The organism is Pseudonocardia nematodicida (assembly GCF_040105385.1).
Lineage (GTDB): Bacteria > Actinomycetota > Actinomycetes > Mycobacteriales > Pseudonocardiaceae > Pseudonocardia > Pseudonocardia nematodicida.
Map to the genome: position 1 here is coordinate 481,024 of NZ_JBEDNQ010000002.1, position 16,233 is coordinate 497,256.

Consider the following 16,233-nt stretch of genomic DNA (forward strand, 5'->3'; position numbering starts at 1 on the left):
CGCCCATGAGCCGCCGTCACGACCACGACGCCGGGGGCGACCCCGAGATCCTGGCCCGCAAGGCCGCACTGCGCGACGAGGTGTGGACGGCGCTGACCGAACAGAAGGCGTCCCGGTTCCCCGGCGCACGCAACCGGATCTCCAACTTCATCGGCGCCGAGGCCGCCGCGCGCCGGCTGCGCGAGCTCGACGTCTGGCGCACCGCCCGCACCGTGAAGTCCAATCCGGACTCCGCGCAGCTGCCGGTGCGCCGGTACGCGTTGGAGGACGGCAAGACCGTCTACATGGCCGTCCCGAAGCTGGCCGAGGACGACCCGTTCTTCCTGCTCGACCCCGATCATCTGGCCGACCCGCCGCGCAAGGCCGTGTCCATCGCGAACGCGACCCGCTCGGCCCGCCGGGTCGCCGTCGACGACCTGGAGCCGGTCGACCTGGTGGTGACCGGCTGCGTCGCCGTCGGGGCCGACGGGGCCCGGCTCGGCAAGGGTGGCGGGTTCGCCGACCTCGAGTTCGCCCTGGCCCGCGAGGCCGGACTGATCTCCGACGACACCCTGGTCGTCACCACCGTGCATGAGCTGCAGCTGCACGACGCCGGCGTCATCCCGTGGGCCGGGCACGACGCCCCCGTCGATCTGGTCGTCACCCCGGATCGTGTGGTCGACTGTCGGGAGCACCGCCGCACCCGTCCCGACGGCGGCATCGTGTGGGACTCGCTGACCGACGAGAAGATCGACGCCATCCCGCTGCTCGGGAGGTTGCGGAAGGAGAAGCGGTGAGCACCGAGATCGTCATCGAGCGCGGCGACATCACCGGATCGACCGTCGACGCGGTGGTCAACGCGGCGAACTCGTCGCTGCTGGGCGGCGGGGGCGTCGACGGCGCGATCCACCGCCGGGGCGGGCCCGAGATCCTCGCCGAGTGCCGGGCACTACGGGAGAGCCGGTACCCGGACGGTCTGCCGACCGGCCGGGCCGTCGCCACCACCGCCGGAGACCTCCCGGCCCGCTGGGTGATCCACACCGTCGGCCCGGTGTACGCGACGTCCGAGGACCGCGCGCACCTGCTGGCGAGCTGCTACCGCGAGTCGCTACGGGTCGCCGACGAGCTCGGCGCCCGGTCGGTCGCCTTCCCCGCCGTCTCCGCCGGCGTCTACGGCTGGCCGGTCCCGGACGCCGCGCGGATCGCCGTCGGGACCGTCCGAGACACCGGCACCGCCGTCGAGCAGGTCCGGTTCGTCCTGTTCAGCGACGACGTGCTGCAGGCCTTCGAGACCGCCGCGGGGACGTGACGTGCCCTTCCGCGTCGCCCTGCTCGACGACTACCAGGACGTGGCGCTCCCGCTGACAGCCTTCGGCGACGACGTCGAGGCCGTCGCCTTCGCCGACCACGTCGCCGACCCGGCCCGGCTGGTCGCGCGGCTACGGGGGTTCGACGCCGTCGTCTGCATGCGGGAGCGCACCCCGATCACCGCCGGGATCCTCGACGGGCTCCCTGATCTGCGGCTGGTGGTCACCACCGGCATGCGCAACGCCTCGATCGACCTCGCGGCCGCCGCGGCCCGCGGGGTGACGGTGTGCGGCACCGGGGGTGCCGGCGGGCGGGCGAGCACCACCGAGCACACCTGGGCGCTGCTGCTGGCGCTGGCCCGCAACCTGCCCGCGCAGGACGCCGCGGTCCGCGCCGGGGGCTGGCAGCTCGGTCTCGGTACCGTCCTGGCCGGGTCGACGCTGGGCCTGCTCGGGCTGGGCAACCTGGGCGCGGCGATGGTGCCGGTCGCCCGCGCGCTCGGCATGCACGTCACCGCATGGAGCCCGAACCTGACTTCCGAGCGGGCGGCCGAGATCGGGGTCGAGGCCCCCGACCGGGAGACGTTCTTCCGGACCGCCGACGTGCTCAGCGTCCACCTGGTGCTGTCCCCGCGGTCGGTCGGCACCATCGGCGCCGGCGAGTTCTCGCTGATGAAGCCGACCGCGCTGCTGGTCAACACCTCGCGCGGCCCGATCGTCGACGAGGCCGCACTCGTCATGGCGCTCCACTCGGGACGCATCGCCGGCGCCGCCCTCGACGTGTTCGACACCGAGCCGCTCCCCGCCGACCATCCACTGCGGACGGCGCCGCGCACCGTGCTCGCGCCGCACACCGGCTACGTCGCCCGGCAGTCCTACGCCGAGTACTTCGCCGACGTCACCGACGACGTCGCCGCGTTCCGGGCCGGCCGCCCGGTGCGCGTCCTCACCTCCCCGGAAGGAACCCCGTGAGCGCAGCGTCGCACCTCCACACCGCCATCGAGATCGACGGCAGCCGACCGGACGTCCACCCGACCGCCTGGATCGCCCCCGGCGCGATCCTGGCCGGCGCCGTCACCATCGGCGCGGACACCGGGATCTGGTACACCGCCGTGCTCCGCGGCGACTTCTCCACGATCACCGTCGGGGCGGGCTCGAACGTGCAGGACGGCAGCGTGATGCACGCCGATCCGGGCTTCCCGCTGGTCGTCGGTGACAACGTGACGATCGGCCACCGCGCCGTCGTCCACGGGTGCACCGTCGAGAACGACGTGCTGATCGGCATGGGCGCGGTGCTGATGAACGGCGTACACGTGGGCGCCGGCTCGCTCATCGCGGCCGGCGCCGTGCTGACCCAGGGCACCGTCGTCCCGCCCGGCTCACTGGTCGCGGGCCTGCCCGGAAAGGTACGCCGCGAGCTCACCGACGACGAGCGGGCCACGATCACCGCGTCGTCGGCGGCCTACGTGCACCTGATGGGCCAGCACCGGGACGCGACGGCCTGAGACCTCCGCGGGTCAGCCGATCCGGCTGCGCAGCACCGCGACGCCGTCACCGGTCAGCCGGTCCAGCACCGCGGGCCGCCCGCACGCGGCCATCAGCACGTCGATCCCCCGGCCCCGGACCTCCGTGCCCTCTCCGTCGGCGAACCCCGCGTCGTCGGCGACCAGCCGAAGCCCGTCCAGCCGGCCCTTCGCCACGAACGCCGTGGGCCGGGCGCCGGCCACGAAGTCCAGCGCGAGCCGGACGTCGGCGGGGTCGGGCTCGTGCGGCAGCCCGAGCGGGACGGCGATGTCGCCGGTGTGCACCAGCGCGTCGGTCATCGGCCCGCGCGGCCCGACGCCCGGTGGCGAGGCCCGGTGCCCGGCGTGCTCCCGCAGGTCGGAGACCAGCTCGGCCACCGGTCGTCGCGCGGACTCCCGGGAGCTGCGGTCGATCATCGCGGTGATGTCGCCGCGCGCCTTCACCAGCTCGAACAGCAGCCGGGGCGTCGACGGCATCGTCGCGCCGGCGGCGAGGTGCCCGGCGACGACCCGCACCGGCCACTCGGTGCACAGGCTCGGCGCGTCGAGCTGCGCCTCGTCGAGCGACTCGATCAGGTCCGCGGCCGCCCGCCGCCCCCGCGCCGTCGCCGCATGTACGGCCTCGACATCGACCCCCGGTTTCGCCACGACGCGCAGCGTACGAACGCGCGCCGTTCCCGGCAACGCTCACGCGATCGCACGAGCAGCGCCGGAACCGGTGAGCGTCGGCCTCAGGTGAGGCGGCCGTGGAAGGCGCGGATGTGGGCCTCGATGCGGTCGGCGGCCAGCTCGCCGTCGCCGTCGGACAGCGCGGCGTGGATCGCCCGGTGCTCGGCCCGCAGCCGGTCCCGCAGCGCGATCCAGTCGCCCTGGTCGTGCATCGCGCCGAGCAGCACCCCGCGCACCGACTCCCGGATCGCCACGGTCAGCTCGTTGACGAGCTTGTTCCCGGCGGCAGCCGCGATCGCGACGTGGAAGGCGATGTCGGCGTCGCTGAACGCCTCCGGCCCCAGGTCGGCGTCCATCGCGTCCAGCTCGGCGGTCATCGCGAGCAGCTCCGCCGCCGTCGCGCGGCCGGCCGCCAGCCCCGCGGAGAACCGCTCCAGCATCACCCGGGCCTCGGTGACGTCGTCGACCGGGAACGAGTCGACGGCCAGGTGCAGCTGCAGCACCCGGCCCAGCGCCCGCGCCGGGGCAGCGACGACGACGGTGCCCGACCCGTCCCCCGTCCCCACCTGGGAGCGGATCACGCCCTGGGCCTGCAGCACCCGTAGCGCCTCCCGGACCGCCTGCCGGGACGCGCCGAGCTGCGCCGCCAGCTCCCGTTCCGGGGGCAGCCGGTCCCCGGGCCGCAGCTCACCGGACGTCAGGCGCTTCTCGACGTGAGCGAGCACCATCTCGTAGGTGAGGCCACGGGTGGACGTCATCGGGCCTCCTCTGTCGGCTCCGCCGCACTTGCTCTTGGTCCGACCATACCGCTAGCTTGGTCGGACCACACGCTTCCGCCCACCACAGCGATTCTCGGAGGCATCATGACCCGGGTCGGCCTGATGGTCACCTGCATCAACGACGCCCTGTTCCCGGATACCGGCAAGGCAGTGGTCACGCTGCTGCGCCGGCTGGGCGTCGACGTCGAGTTCCCGGCCGCGCAGACCTGCTGCGGGCAGCCGATGGTCAACACCGGCTACTTCGCCGAGGCCGTCCCGCTGGTGCGCAACCACCTGGAGGCGTTCGCCGGCTGTGACGCGATCATCGCGCCGTCCGGGTCCTGCGCCGGTTCGGTGCGCCACCAGCACGGACTGGTCGCCGAGCGCTCCGGCGATCCCGGCCTGGTCCGCGCCGTCGAGGGCGCGCCGCCGGTGTACGAGCTGACCGAGTACCTGGTCGACGTGCTGGGCGTGACCGACGTCGGCGCCTACTTCCCGCACCGGGTCACCTACCACCCGACGTGCCACTCGCTGCGGATGCTCGGCGTCGGCGACCGGCCGACCCGGCTGCTGCGGGCCGTCCGCGGGCTCACCCTGCTCGACCTGCCGGGCGCGGCCGAGTGCTGCGGCTTCGGCGGCACGTTCGCGATGAAGAACTCCGAGACCTCGATCGCGATGGGCAACGACAAGGCCCGCCACGTCCGCGGGACCGGGGCCGAGGTGCTGGTCGCGGGCGACAACTCGTGCCTGATGCACGTCGGCGGGCTGCTGTCGCGGCAGCGCTCCGGGGTGCGGGTCATGCACCTCGCCGAGATCCTCGCCCAGACCGAGCCGGTGATCGAGGGACCGGGCCGGGCCGCCGATGAGCGCAGCGTGGGGACCGCGGAGGTGGCCCGGTGAGCGGCACGTTCCTCGGCACCCCGAAGTTCCCCGACGCCGCGCGCGCCGCGCTGGAGGACTCCCAGCTGCGCCGCAACCTCGCCCACGCCACGTCCACGATCCGCACCAAGCGGGGCACCGTCGTCGGCGAGGTCGAGGAGTGGGAGCAGCTCCGGCTGGCCGGTGAGGCGATCAAGGACCGGGTGCTGCGGCATCTGCCGGACTACCTCGAGCAGCTGGAGCGCTCGCTGACCGCAGCGGGGGCGACGGTGCACTGGGCCCGCGACGCCGCGGAGGCGAACGCGATCGTCGTCGACATCGCCCGCCGCCACGAGGCCGACGAGGTCGTCAAGGTCAAGTCGATGGCGACCCAGGAGATCGACCTCAACGGCGCGCTCGAGGCGGCCGGGATCCACGCCTGGGAGACCGACCTGGCCGAGCTGATCGTCCAGCTCGGCGACGACCTGCCCAGCCACATCCTCGTCCCGGCCATCCACCGCAACCGCGCGGAGATCCGGGAGATCTTCCTGCGCGAGATGGGCAAGGCCGGCAAGGCGGCGCCGGCCGACCTCACCGACGAGCCGCGCCGGCTCGCCGCGGCGGCGCGGGAGCACCTGCGGGAGAAGTTCCTGCGGGCCAAGGTCGCGATCTCCGGGGCCAACTTCGCCGTCGCCGAGACCGGGACGCTGACCGTCGTCGAGTCCGAGGGCAACGGCCGGATGTGCCTGACCCTGCCCGAGGTGCTGGTGTCGGTCGTCGGCATCGAGAAGGTGCTGCCGACCTTCGCCGACCTCGACGTGATGCTGCAACTGCTCCCCCGCTCCTCCACCGGCGAGCGGATGAACCCCTACACCTCCACCTGGACCGGGGTCACCCCCGGCGACGGGCCGCAGGAGGTGCACGTGGTGCTGCTCGACAACGGGCGCACCGACGTGCTCGCCGACCCGACCGGACGGCAGGCGCTGCGCTGCATCCGCTGCTCGGCCTGCCTCAACGTCTGCCCGGTCTACGAGCGCACCGGCGGGCACTCCTACGGCTCGGTCTACCCGGGCCCGATCGGCGCGATCCTCACCCCGCAGCTGCGCGGCGTCGGCTCGGACCCGCAGTCGGACTCGCTGCCCTACGCCTCGAGCCTGTGCGGGGCCTGCTTCGAGGTGTGCCCGGTCCGGATCGACATCCCCGAGGTGCTGGTGCACCTGCGCGGCGAGGTCGTGGAGGCGCACAAGCAGGCGTCGCGGATCCCGTCGGTGCAGGACATGGCGATGAAGGCCGCCTCGTGGACGCTGTCGTCGTCGGCCCGCACCGGCGCGGCCGAGAAGGCCGCCGGGATCGGCGGGCGGCTCGCCTCGAAGCTCACCCGGACCGCGCCCGGCGGGCACAGCGTGCTCGGCGCGGTGCCCGGCCCGGCGAGTGGCTGGTCGGACTCCCGCGACGTGCCGGTACCGGCACCGGAGTCGTTCCGGCAGTGGTGGGCACGAACCAACGGTGGAAGGGACGAGGCGTGAGCGCGCGCGAGGCGATCCTGAACAGGGCCCGCCGGGCCCTGGCCGACGTACCCGATGTCGAACCGGTGATCGACGTGCCGGTGGTCCGTCCGGCCCCGGCCCACGACCGCCCGCACGACGAGGTGGTGGACCTCTTCCACGAGCGGGTCGCCGACTACCGGGCGGTGGTCACACGGGCGGCACCGCCCGGCGCCGCGGCGGCGGTCACCGCCGCACTCGAGGGCCGCACCCCGATCGCCGGCGACGGCCCGCTGCGGATCCTCGTCCCCCCGGGCTTCCCGGACGCGCTGGTCCCGGCCGACGTCGAGATCGTCCACGACGGACCGGACGTCGCACTGTCCGAACTGGATCGCTGCGACGGCGTGCTGTCGACGGCGACGGTCGGCGTCGCCGAGACCGGCACGATCATCCTCGACCACGGTGCGGGCCAGGGGCGCCGGGCGGCGACGCTGGTGCCGGACCTGCACGTGTGCGTCGTGCGGGCCGACCAGGTCGTGCCCGGGGTTCCGGAGGCGGTCGCCGCGCTGGACCCGGCCCGTCCGTGCACCTGGATCAGCGGGCCGAGCGCGACGAGTGACATCGAGCTGGACCGGGTCGAGGGGGTGCACGGTCCGCGGACCCTGCACGTGGTGATCGTGGGGGCCGAGCCGGACCCGCGCTGACCGCGGCGCCGCCGGCGCCGGCATCGGTCGCGCCGGCGGACACGAGCCGGCGGGTCGGACCGGTCCGGAGCAACGCCCGAGCCCGGTGATCATCAGCCGGGATCCTGCCGGTGCCATCCGTGACACCATCCGGAACCCGGACAATGATCACGGGTGCGCGGGTCGCCGCCACGGCCGACGTCGGGCAGGTGGCGCACGACGTGCTGCGCGGAACACCCCCGTGACGCCTCAGCCGTCCTCGTCGTCGTCGAACTTGTTCCAGTCCTTGTCCTTGCGGTCCTCGGCCTCGGTCCGCTCGCGCGCGATCTCCAGCGCCCGCGCCGCGGTCTCCCGGTCCGGGTAGGGGCCGAGCCGGTCGGCCGAGCGGCACCCGGCCTCGGGCTCCACGGTGTTGTGGAGCAGGCAGAAATACCATTGCTCGTCGCTCATGGGTCCACCCTGGCACGCGGGCGGACGGGGTGGGTGGATGGACACCGCATGGCAGGGTAGGGGCCATGGCACTGGTGCTCGGGGTGGACTCCTCCACCCAGTCGTGCAAGGTCGTCGTCCGGGACGCCGACACCGGCGAGCTGGTCCGGTCCGGCCGGGCGTCCCATCCGGACGGTACGGAGATCGATCCGCGGCACTGGTGGGACGCGCTGCAGCAGGCCCTGGAGGACGCCGGCGGGCTCGACGGCGTCGAGGCGCTCGCCGTCGGCGGCCAGCAGCACGGCATGGTCTGCCTCGACGGGTCCGGGGCGGTGGTGCGCGACGCGCTGTTGTGGAACGACACCCGGTCCGCGCAGGCCGCCGCCGAGATGGTCGACGAGCTGGGCGCCGAGGGCTGGGCGGAGGCGACCGGCGTCGTCCCGGTCGCGTCGATCACGCTGACCAAGCTGCGCTGGCTGGCGCAGAACGAACCGGAGAACGCCCGCAGGACGGCGGCGGTGTGCCTGCCGCACGACTGGCTGACCTGGCGGCTGCGCGGCGGCCCGGACTCGCTGGGGTTCGACGAGCTGGTCACCGACCGGTCCGACGCGTCCGGCACCGGCTACTTCGACGGCGCGACATACCGGCTCGACCTGCTCGAACGCTTCTTCGGCGCGACCCCGGCGGTCCCGCGGGTGCTCGGCCCGGCCGAGTGGGTCGACGGTCCGGACGGGATCCGGGTCGGCGCCGGGGCCGGCGACAACGCCGCGGCGGGGCTGGGCGTGGACGCCGGTGACGACGTCGTCGTCTCGCTGGGCACATCGGGGACGGTGTTCGCGCGGGCCGGGCAGCGCTCGCAGGACGCGAGCGGGCTCGTCGCCGGATTCTCCGACGCGACCGGCGCCTACCTGCCGCTGACGGCCACCCTGAACGCGTCACGGGTGCTCGACGCGACCCGACGGCTGCTCGGCGTGGACCACGACGAGCTGGGCCGCCTCGCCCTGGCGGCGGAGCCGGGCGCGGGCGGCCTGGTCGTCGTCCCGTACCTGGAGGGCGAGCGGACGCCGAACCTGCCGGATGCGACCGGCGCGCTGCACGGCTGGACGCTCAGGTCCGGCACCCGGGAGAACCTGGCCCGGGCCGCGGTCGAGGGGATGCTCTACGCCCAGCGGTTCGCGCTGGAGGCGATGCGCGCCCAGGGCGTGTCCGCGACCGGGGTGACGCTGATCGGCGGCGCGGCGCAGTCCGAGGCGGTGTGCCGGATCGCGGCGCAGGTGTTCGAGGTGCCGGTGAGCGTGCCCGAGCCGGGCGAGTACGTCGCCGACGGCGCCGCCCGGCAGGCGGCGTGGGCGCTGCGCGGTGGCGACACCCCGCCGTCGTGGACGCACGCCGGTGCACCCGAGCGGTACGAGGCGGAGCCGGCGCCGGCGGCGTGGGAACGGTTCCAGGAGGCGGCGCAGCGGCATCTGGACCGGGTACCGGAGTGAGCGCCGGGGCGGCGGGACCGACACCGCTGCTCGTCCTGGGGAAGATCACCGCGATCCTGGACGCCTTCACCCTGCAGCGACCGGTGCTCGGCCTCGGCGAGCTCCAGCGGCAGACCGGCCTGCCGGCGTCCACCGTGCAGCGGCTGGTGTCCAACATGGTCGCCGAGGGGCTGCTGGACCGGGCCGGGGACGGTGTCCGGATCGGGGTGCGGATGGCCTACTGGGCGGGCGCCGCCGCCCGCGGGGTGGACCTGCTGGACCTGGCCGGCCCGGTGCTGCGCGAGCTGCGCGACGTCACCGGGGAGACCGCGGCACTGTTCCGGGCCGAGAGCGGGTTCCGGGTGTGCGTCGCCGTGGCCGAGACCGCGCACGCGCTGCGCCGGGAGATGCACGTCGGCAAGATCGCCCCGTTGCACACCGGCTCGGCGGGACGGGTGCTGCTGGCCTGGGACCCGGCGCTGGCCGAGCGGGTGCTCGCGGGTCCGCTGGAGCCGGTCACCGATCACACCGTGACCGATCCCGATCGGCTGCGCGGGCTGCTGGAACAGACCCACCGGGACGGCTTCGCGATCACCGCCGCCGAGCGGGACGACGGCGGGTCGGGCCTGGCCGCGCCGGTCTTCGACCACGCCGGCGAGGTGGCCGCGGCGCTGACGGTCAGCGGACCGACGATCCGGTTGTCCCGGCAGCGGTGCGAGCAGTGGGTGGACGTCCTCGTGGACCAGGCCGACCGGCTCACCCGCACGCTCGGGGGCCGGCCACCGGAATGATCACCATGAACCTTCCCGCCGGGACCCTGCCCTCGCTCGACGGCCGCACCCTCGTCGGGGTCACCAACAGCCCCGACGGCGAGGTCGACGACAGCACCGAGTTCACCTACCACGAGGACGACGGCGTGCTCTGGGCCGAGTACTCCGGCGGAGCCATCGTCCGCGGGCGGCTCGTGGGCACCCGTCGTGGTGACTCGCTCGACTTCCGCTACGTGCACGTCTCGCAGGACGGGTCGACGAGCTCCGGGCACTGCCAGGCACAGCTCGAGCAGCTCCCGGACGGGCGGCTGCGCTCGCACGAGGCGTGGCGGTGGGAGTCACGCCCAGGCGAGGGGCAGAGCATCGTCGAGGAGCGACCCCGCTAGGCGACGTCGACGGGCCGGGGTCTGCGGCGTGGCAGCTGTTGCGGGTCGATCCACTTCGGAGGAATGAACTCCGGGATCCCGTCGCGGATGCGGACGGTCCAGGCGGAGTGGTGCAGCAGCCGGTGATGGACCTTGCACAACATCACGCAGTTGCTCAACTTCGTCTCACCGTCGAGTTCCCACGGGTCGATGTGGTGGACCTCGCACCACGACGGGGGCCGGTCGCAGCCCGGGTGCGCACAGCCACGGTCGCGGACGGCGACGGCCCGGCGGATCCCGTCGGGGATGGTGCGCTTGACCCGGCCGACATCGAGGGGCTGACCGGCGCCGTTCATCACGATCGGCACGACCGCGGCATCACAGGCCAGCATCCGCAGGCTCTCGGGGGTGCACTGGCCGCCGAAGTCCAGCAGCGCCCCGCGGGCGCGGTTCTGTAGATCCTCGAGCCCGATGACTACGTGGATGACCGGGCGGCGTCCGCCGACCTCCGGGGTGAGTGAGGTGGGTCCGTGGTCGAGGGTGTGGGAGCAGATCTCGGCCAACGCGTCGGCGGTGCGTTCGTCCCAGGACCGGTCGTCGAGGTTGTCCTTGGGCGTACTCAGCGCATCCAACGCGGTGGCGATGGCGTCGACGTGGCGCAGACTGAGCCGGCCGTCGGCGAACCGCTCCGCGGTCGCGGGGAGCGTGGCCGGCAACTCGGTGCCGTCGAGCTGGGTCCGGGCGTGCACGTGCTCGGCGGCCCGGGCCCGGCGCTTGGCGTCGGCGCGGTCGAAGTTCAGCAGATCGGCCAGCGCGAGCGCGGGATTCCGGTAGCCGCGATCGGCGAACGCCCCACGCCGATCCAGGTCGGCCACCGTCGCGACGGTGGTGCGGTCCAGTTTCCGGATCGCGCCCTCGCACAGCGGGAGCAGTGACATCAGGTCGGTGTCGGTGCCGGTCTCGCGGATCTCGTCCAGCGCGGCGAAGGCCTCCGTGAGGAGGCGGTGCGCGGTGGCGACCGGGCCGGCGGGCATGACTTTATGATACCCGAACGCTAGTTCGAGCGACGGTCCTTCGTCGCAGGTCAGCGACCACTCGGCGCCGAGACAGGGTGCGAGATCCGGAGACGGAGTGCGAGGCCGACGCGCCGGCATCGACCGGGCATGATCGGCCTTCCGTGCCCCGACCGATCAAACGATACCGGCGTTCCTGAACCCGACAGGCTGTAGCAAACCACCATGCGGTGGACGCACTCGGTCATCATGTGCGGATGGAACCGCCCATCGGGGACGAGACGGAAGGTTCGGCCGGTGCCGAGCCTGATGACCTGGATGCACGCGCGGCACGTCAACGCCTCGAGCTACTGGCGATCCACACAGGACTGACAGCCGATGCCGAGGTGTCCGCGGAACTGGTGGAGCAGGTCGTCTCGATGACCGACGAGGTCCTCGATCTCGAACACTCCGCAGCCGATCATCGCGAAGAACTGGCCCACCGACGAAGCACCCGAATGATCTACCTTTCCGCGACGGTGCTGACCGCCGGATCCGCTGTCGTCCTCGTGGCCGGCTTGCTCCTCGGCTGGCTCGGAGGCTGGGGAATTGCGCTGCTGGTCAGCAATGTCCTGCTCGGACTCGGCCTGCCCCTGGCCCACCGCTACGCGACTCGGGCCGGACATTCGCGAAGGCGTCACCAGATGGCCGTCGCCCTGGTCGTCGGTGCCGTAGCGACCCTCGCGGCCGTCGGGTGGATGCCCTGGTGGGTCGGGCTACTCACGCTCGTCGCATCGGGAAGCACGGTGCTGGCCTCCATCTACACGGTGACCGAGGAGACCACTCACAATGGATGACCGCGCAGAGGAGCGGCTTCGCGGCGAGATCGCCGGCCTCCGGGCTCGAGTCGAAGATCTCCCCGAGAATCATGAAGTCGGTCAGCTCACCCGCAAGGTCGACGCGGTCACCCGTGACCTGGAAGCGACCACCGAAACACTCGACGCGCTCCGCATCCGCACCGACGAACTCGATGACGATCTCGCCGACGGCCTCCGCGACATCCGCGACGAGCACACCCGCGCGCTCGACTCCATACGCCGGCAGATGCAGCATCTCGAGCGCCACATCCGAAGCTCTGCGGGAGCAGTCGCTGCGGAGCTGGTCACGAGCCCGGAACTCCGTGACCTCGCCGAGCGGGCCGAGCGTGGGAAGGGCCTCGAGTCCCAGCAACTCGGACCGGCAGGCCGCGCGACCAGGCAGCGAACGGTCCAGGCCTGGACAGACTGGCAGGACCGTCGTGATCAGACGCGCCAGAAGATCCTCGCTGCGAGCCGCCGGATCGCCGAGACCTCGCCGCTGGCTTCGGACCGCCGAGGCGCTCTGCACAGCTACCGGACCGCGCACTCCGAGCTCGCGGAACTGCAGGATCGCCGGGACCGGACGCGGGCCGCGGCGGACATCGCCCGATCCGAACTGGACGACGACGCGGACCAGGCCGACCGGGCATCGGCCGACATCATGCGCGGCCAGCAGGCCGAGACCGCACTGAGGGCCGAACTTCGCACCCAACTCGTTGACGCCATCGAGCGCGGCCACCTGCTGCCGGTTTGGTTCACCACCGTTCTCGGGCTGGGCCCGCCGGCGGATGGCGAGCACTGGCTGCAGACCGGCGTCGAACTGCTCGCCTACCGCGTGACCCACGCGATCACCGACCCCGTGGTCGCGCTCGGAGCGGCCCCTGGGCCGAAGGCCTCCGGCCGGCGCCGGGAGCGGCACAGGGCGCTCGCGATCCGGTTGCAGCGCTATCAGTGACCGGGGCCGGCCGCCGCTACGGCTCCCGGAGCCAGACCTCTACTCCCCCGTGGCCGACCCGCCGAGTTCACGTCAGAGCTGCCATCGGAGCATCTGCGTGACACTCGGCGATCCGGGCCGGGACCGGTCAGCAGCGCGGCCGCGCCGTCCACGGGAACGCCCCGGCCCTGGACCGCACCCCCTGCGCCGCCCGGGACCGGTTCGGCTCCCCCAGCTCCGCGAGCAGGTCCTCCGACGACTCGACCAGCCCCGCGAGCACGTCCGGCGTCAACCACGACGGCCGCAACGCGAACAGCAGGTCCTCCGACGCGGTGTTCCCGCTCGCCCCCGGCGCGAACGGGCACCCGCCGAGCCCGCCCAGCGCGCCGTCGAGCAGCGTCGCCCCGGCCGCGACCGCGGCGAGCGCGTTCGCCACGCCCTGCCCCCAGGTGTCGTGCCCGTGGAAGGCGACCCGGCGATCGTCCAGATCGGACACCGCGCGCACCAGGGATCCGACCTCGGACGGCACGGCCTGCCCGAGCGTGTCGCAGACGACGACGTCGCACGAGCCCGCGGTGCGCGGGTCGGCGACGATCTCCAGCACGCGCCCGGGGTCCACCGGCCCGTCGAACGGGCAGGTGAACGACGTCGCCAGGCACAGCTGGATCCGTCCGCCGGCCTCGCGCGCGTAACCGACCGCCTCGGGCATCGCGTCCAGCGAGACCGCGGTGTCCCGGCCGATGTTGGCGTTGTTGTGCGCGTCGGAGACCGAGAAGCAGTACTGGACGTTGCGCGCGCCGGCCGCGACGGCCTTCTGCACGTGCCGCGGCGTCGCCACCCACACCCAGCACCGCTCCAGCTCGTCGGGGGTGAGCGCGGCGACGACGTCGAGGGTGTCGGCCAGCGGCGGCACCAGGTCCCCGCGGGCCAGCGACCCGATCTCCAGCTCCGGCACCCCGGCCGCGAGCAGCGACCGCACCAGCGCGACTTTCTGCTCCGTCGGCAGCGGCTTGCCGGTGAGCTGCAGTCCGTCCCGCAGCGTCACGTCCCGCAGCAGTACCTCGGTCATGACGTCTCCTCCCCCGCCGCGGCGGCGATCTTCCCGGCCGGGTAGCCCAGCAGGCCGCCCAGTACGTCGTGGGTGTCGGCGCCCAGGTCGGGACCGACGTGGCGGACCGGCACCGACCGGCCGTCCAGCACCGGGACGACGCCCGGGAACCCGACCCGTGCCGGCTCGTCGCCGCCGGTGTCGACGTCGAAGAACTGCACCATGTCCCGGGCCGCGAACTGCGGGTCGGCGACGATGTCGGCCGCGGAGTGGATCGGCCCGGCCGGCACGCCCGCCTCCTCCAGCTGCGCAAGCGCCTCGTCACGGGGCAGCGAACGGGTCCACTCCTCGATCGCGCCGTCCAGCTCGTCGCGCCGCGCCCAGCGGCCCGCGTTGGACGCGAGGTCGGGCTCCGACGCCAGCTCCGGACGCCCGATGACCTGCATGAACCGCCCGTAGATCGAGTCGCCGTTCCCGGCGATGACGACGCTGCCGCCGTCGCCGCACACGTACGCGTTCGACGGGGCGATGCCCTCCATCCGCCCGCCGACCCGGCGCCTCTCGACGCCGTAGGCGAGGTGGTCGGGCACCAGCGACTCCATCATCGAGAACACCGCCTCGTTCAGTGCGATGTCCATCGACCGCCGGTCCAGCGGGACCCGCCCGGCGACCGCGCCGCGCTGGTAGAGCCCCATCACCGCGGAGAACGCGCCGTAGAGCCCGGCGATCGAGTCACCGATCGACACCCCGGTCCGCGACGGCGGCCGGTCCTCCTCCCCCACCAGCGCGCGCAGCCCGCCCATCGCCTCGGCGACGGCGGCGAACCCCGGCCGGCCTGCCAGCGGCCCGGTCTGTCCGAACGCCGAGATCCGCACCAGCACGACGTCCGGGTTCACCGCGTCCAGTTCGGATGGACCGAGCCCCCACTTCTCCAGCGTGCCGGGACGGAAGTTCTCCAGCACGACGTCCGACGCGGCGGTCAGGTCGAGCACCGCCTGCTTCCCGGCGTCGGTCTTCATGTCCAGGGTGATCGAACGTTTGCTGCGGTTCAGCGTCCGGTAGAGCATCGAGGTGTCCCCGGCGTAGAGCCGCCAGCTCCGCAGCTCGTCACCGGTGCCCGGGCGCTCCACCTTGATCACGTCGGCGCCGAAGTCGGCGAGCAGCCGGCCCGCGGTCGGAGCCGCGATGTAGTTCCCGAGCTCGAGCACACGGACGCCGGACAGCGGCAGGTCGCTCACGGGTCGTCCCTCCATCGAAGACGAGCGGCAGATGCACCCCGACCCTGCCACATCCTCATATCCTGAGCACTCACCCACCATGCGAGCAGACGTCGGTGGCGAAGTCGAGGAGCGCCCCGCGATCCGCGTCGTCGGGTGCGACGGTCAACCGGGTGGGTGGGCCGGACCCGACCGCGGCCACGGCGACGAACGCCGTCGCCCGCTTGCTCTCGGCGAGCGCGTGCGGGTCACACCGGGTCGCCTCGACGACGACGGGCAGCGCGGCGTCGGCCGCCCCGGCCGGCAGGACGAGCGGGAGGGCCGTACCCGCCGCCGGGTTCAGCCCGAAGATCGTCGTTCCGCCGAGCTCGCCGACCGTGACCGGATCGGCGCCACCGGTCCGTCGCAGGTGCAGCATGCCGCGGAGCAGGTCGCCGTCGCGTTCCCAGGTCCGGTCGAACCCGATCACGGCCACGGCGCGGATCGCCCGCTCGGCGCACTCGGCCCGGTGCAGGGCGCCGATCGCGTCGTGGTCGTCGGCGAGCGTGACGACCTGATCGGCACCGGACACCGTGGTCACGACCGCGGTGCTCGGACCGGCCGCGGTCCCGTCGCAGCGCGGCGGGCCGAAGCCGACCCGGACGTCGGCGGTCCGCCCGGCCCCGAGATCCCGGCCCACCGGCACCGGCGCCACCGGGTCGAACCCGCCGGGCCGCAGTTCCAGCCGGTCGATCCGTACGTCGCCGGAGGCCCGCAGCCGGACCGTCAGGATGCGGGAGGCGATGTCGGAGCGGTACTGCATCACCGCGCCGGAGAGCCCCGCACCGTCGTCCGGAGTGGATCCACAGCCGGCGGCCAGGAGCACCACCACCAGGACGAGTGCGCGACGCATCG

At 73.5% G+C, this 16,233-nt stretch carries 19 protein-coding genes; 12 read left to right on the top strand and 7 right to left on the bottom strand.

Features of this window, described 5'->3' with window-relative positions; translation table 11 throughout:
• Positions 1–5 precede the first annotated feature (5 nt).
• From WIS52_RS06485 to WIS52_RS06500, 4 genes are read left to right on the top strand one after another with little or no spacing between them, the layout of a single operon-like run.
• Entirely contained in the window at positions 6–776 is a 771-nt protein-coding gene (locus tag WIS52_RS06485; protein ID WP_349297196.1) for a 5-formyltetrahydrofolate cyclo-ligase, read from the top strand.
• Positions 773–1,288 carry an O-acetyl-ADP-ribose deacetylase gene (locus tag WIS52_RS06490; protein WP_349297197.1) on the top strand — a complete coding sequence of 172 codons (516 nt, stop codon included), beginning with the start codon at positions 773–775 and terminating at the stop codon, positions 1,286–1,288. Before WIS52_RS06485 ends, WIS52_RS06490 begins: the two co-directional genes overlap by 4 nt.
• 1 nt (position 1,289) lies before the next feature.
• A complete protein-coding gene (locus WIS52_RS06495) occupies positions 1,290–2,258 on the top strand; it encodes a D-2-hydroxyacid dehydrogenase family protein (protein ID WP_349297198.1) in 969 nt (322 codons plus the stop codon).
• Positions 2,255–2,791, top strand: coding sequence for a gamma carbonic anhydrase family protein (locus WIS52_RS06500; RefSeq protein WP_349297199.1), 537 nt, complete (start codon positions 2,255–2,257; stop codon positions 2,789–2,791). Before WIS52_RS06495 ends, WIS52_RS06500 begins: the two co-directional genes overlap by 4 nt.
• Positions 2,792–2,803: 12 nt before the next feature.
• Here the strand turns inward: WIS52_RS06500 and WIS52_RS06505 are convergent, their stop codons facing one another.
• Both WIS52_RS06505 and WIS52_RS06510 read right to left on the bottom strand, forming a co-directional pair.
• The gene (locus WIS52_RS06505) at positions 2,804–3,457 is read right to left on the bottom strand and encodes a maleylpyruvate isomerase family mycothiol-dependent enzyme (protein WP_349297200.1); all 654 of its coding nucleotides are present in this window, start codon (positions 3,455–3,457) and stop codon (positions 2,804–2,806) included.
• A gap of 83 nt (positions 3,458–3,540) precedes the next feature.
• Entirely contained in the window at positions 3,541–4,236 is a 696-nt protein-coding gene (locus tag WIS52_RS06510; RefSeq protein ID WP_349297201.1) for a FadR/GntR family transcriptional regulator, read from the bottom strand.
• A 105-nt stretch (positions 4,237–4,341) separates the two neighbouring features.
• Between WIS52_RS06510 and WIS52_RS06515 the strand changes: the two genes are divergently transcribed.
• From WIS52_RS06515 to WIS52_RS06525, 3 genes are read left to right on the top strand one after another with little or no spacing between them, the layout of a single operon-like run.
• Positions 4,342–5,136 (top strand): (Fe-S)-binding protein, encoded by a 795-nt coding sequence (locus WIS52_RS06515; RefSeq protein ID WP_349297202.1) that lies wholly within the window; start codon positions 4,342–4,344, stop codon positions 5,134–5,136.
• Positions 5,133–6,620, top strand: coding sequence for a LutB/LldF family L-lactate oxidation iron-sulfur protein (locus WIS52_RS06520; RefSeq protein ID WP_349297203.1), 1,488 nt, complete (start codon positions 5,133–5,135; stop codon positions 6,618–6,620). Before WIS52_RS06515 ends, WIS52_RS06520 begins: the two co-directional genes overlap by 4 nt.
• Positions 6,617–7,282, top strand: a complete 666-nt coding sequence (locus tag WIS52_RS06525; protein ID WP_349297204.1) for a LutC/YkgG family protein — start codon at positions 6,617–6,619, stop codon at positions 7,280–7,282. Before WIS52_RS06520 ends, WIS52_RS06525 begins: the two co-directional genes overlap by 4 nt.
• A 228-nt stretch (positions 7,283–7,510) precedes the next feature.
• Here the strand turns inward: WIS52_RS06525 and WIS52_RS06530 are convergent, their stop codons facing one another.
• Positions 7,511–7,711 (bottom strand): hypothetical protein, encoded by a 201-nt coding sequence (locus WIS52_RS06530; RefSeq protein ID WP_349297205.1) that lies wholly within the window; start codon positions 7,709–7,711, stop codon positions 7,511–7,513.
• A gap of 65 nt (positions 7,712–7,776) precedes the next feature.
• Between WIS52_RS06530 and WIS52_RS06535 the strand changes: the two genes are divergently transcribed.
• Genes WIS52_RS06535 through WIS52_RS06545 form a run of 3 tightly spaced genes read left to right on the top strand, consistent with a single transcriptional unit; the run spans position 7,777 to position 10,312 of the window.
• Entirely contained in the window at positions 7,777–9,177 is a 1,401-nt protein-coding gene (locus WIS52_RS06535) for a xylulokinase (RefSeq protein ID WP_349297206.1), read from the top strand.
• Positions 9,174–9,947 (top strand): IclR family transcriptional regulator, encoded by a 774-nt coding sequence (locus WIS52_RS06540; RefSeq protein ID WP_349297207.1) that lies wholly within the window; start codon positions 9,174–9,176, stop codon positions 9,945–9,947. Before WIS52_RS06535 ends, WIS52_RS06540 begins: the two co-directional genes overlap by 4 nt.
• Before the next feature lie 5 nt (positions 9,948–9,952).
• The gene (locus WIS52_RS06545; protein ID WP_349297208.1) at positions 9,953–10,312 is read left to right on the top strand and encodes a hypothetical protein; all 360 of its coding nucleotides are present in this window, start codon (positions 9,953–9,955) and stop codon (positions 10,310–10,312) included.
• Here WIS52_RS06545 and WIS52_RS06550 read toward each other — a convergent pair.
• Positions 10,309–11,325: an HNH endonuclease signature motif containing protein gene (locus WIS52_RS06550; protein ID WP_349297209.1), complete on the bottom strand. Its 1,017-nt coding sequence runs from the start codon at positions 11,323–11,325 to the stop codon at positions 10,309–10,311. The genes WIS52_RS06545 and WIS52_RS06550 overlap by 4 nt on opposite strands.
• A gap of 236 nt (positions 11,326–11,561) precedes the next feature.
• Between WIS52_RS06550 and WIS52_RS06555 the strand changes: the two genes are divergently transcribed.
• Positions 11,562–12,140: a hypothetical protein gene (locus WIS52_RS06555; RefSeq protein WP_349297210.1), complete on the top strand. Its 579-nt coding sequence runs from the start codon at positions 11,562–11,564 to the stop codon at positions 12,138–12,140.
• Entirely contained in the window at positions 12,133–13,095 is a 963-nt protein-coding gene (locus tag WIS52_RS06560; RefSeq protein WP_349297211.1) for a hypothetical protein, read from the top strand. Before WIS52_RS06555 ends, WIS52_RS06560 begins: the two co-directional genes overlap by 8 nt.
• A 127-nt stretch (positions 13,096–13,222) precedes the next feature.
• On the opposite strand, the gene WIS52_RS06565 is transcribed toward WIS52_RS06560, so the two are convergent.
• The 3 genes from WIS52_RS06565 to WIS52_RS06575 all read right to left on the bottom strand — a co-directional run bounded on the left by WIS52_RS06565 (position 13,223) and on the right by WIS52_RS06575 (position 16,231).
• Entirely contained in the window at positions 13,223–14,143 is a 921-nt protein-coding gene (locus tag WIS52_RS06565; protein WP_349297212.1) for a beta/alpha barrel domain-containing protein, read from the bottom strand.
• Entirely contained in the window at positions 14,140–15,360 is a 1,221-nt protein-coding gene (locus WIS52_RS06570; RefSeq protein ID WP_349297213.1) for a CaiB/BaiF CoA transferase family protein, read from the bottom strand. The genes WIS52_RS06565 and WIS52_RS06570 overlap by 4 nt, the downstream gene beginning before the upstream one ends.
• 70 nt (positions 15,361–15,430) lie before the next feature.
• On the bottom strand, positions 15,431–16,231 hold the full coding sequence (locus tag WIS52_RS06575) for a hypothetical protein (protein WP_349297214.1): 801 nt from the start codon (positions 16,229–16,231) through the stop codon (positions 15,431–15,433).
• Positions 16,232–16,233: the final 2 nt, after the last annotated feature.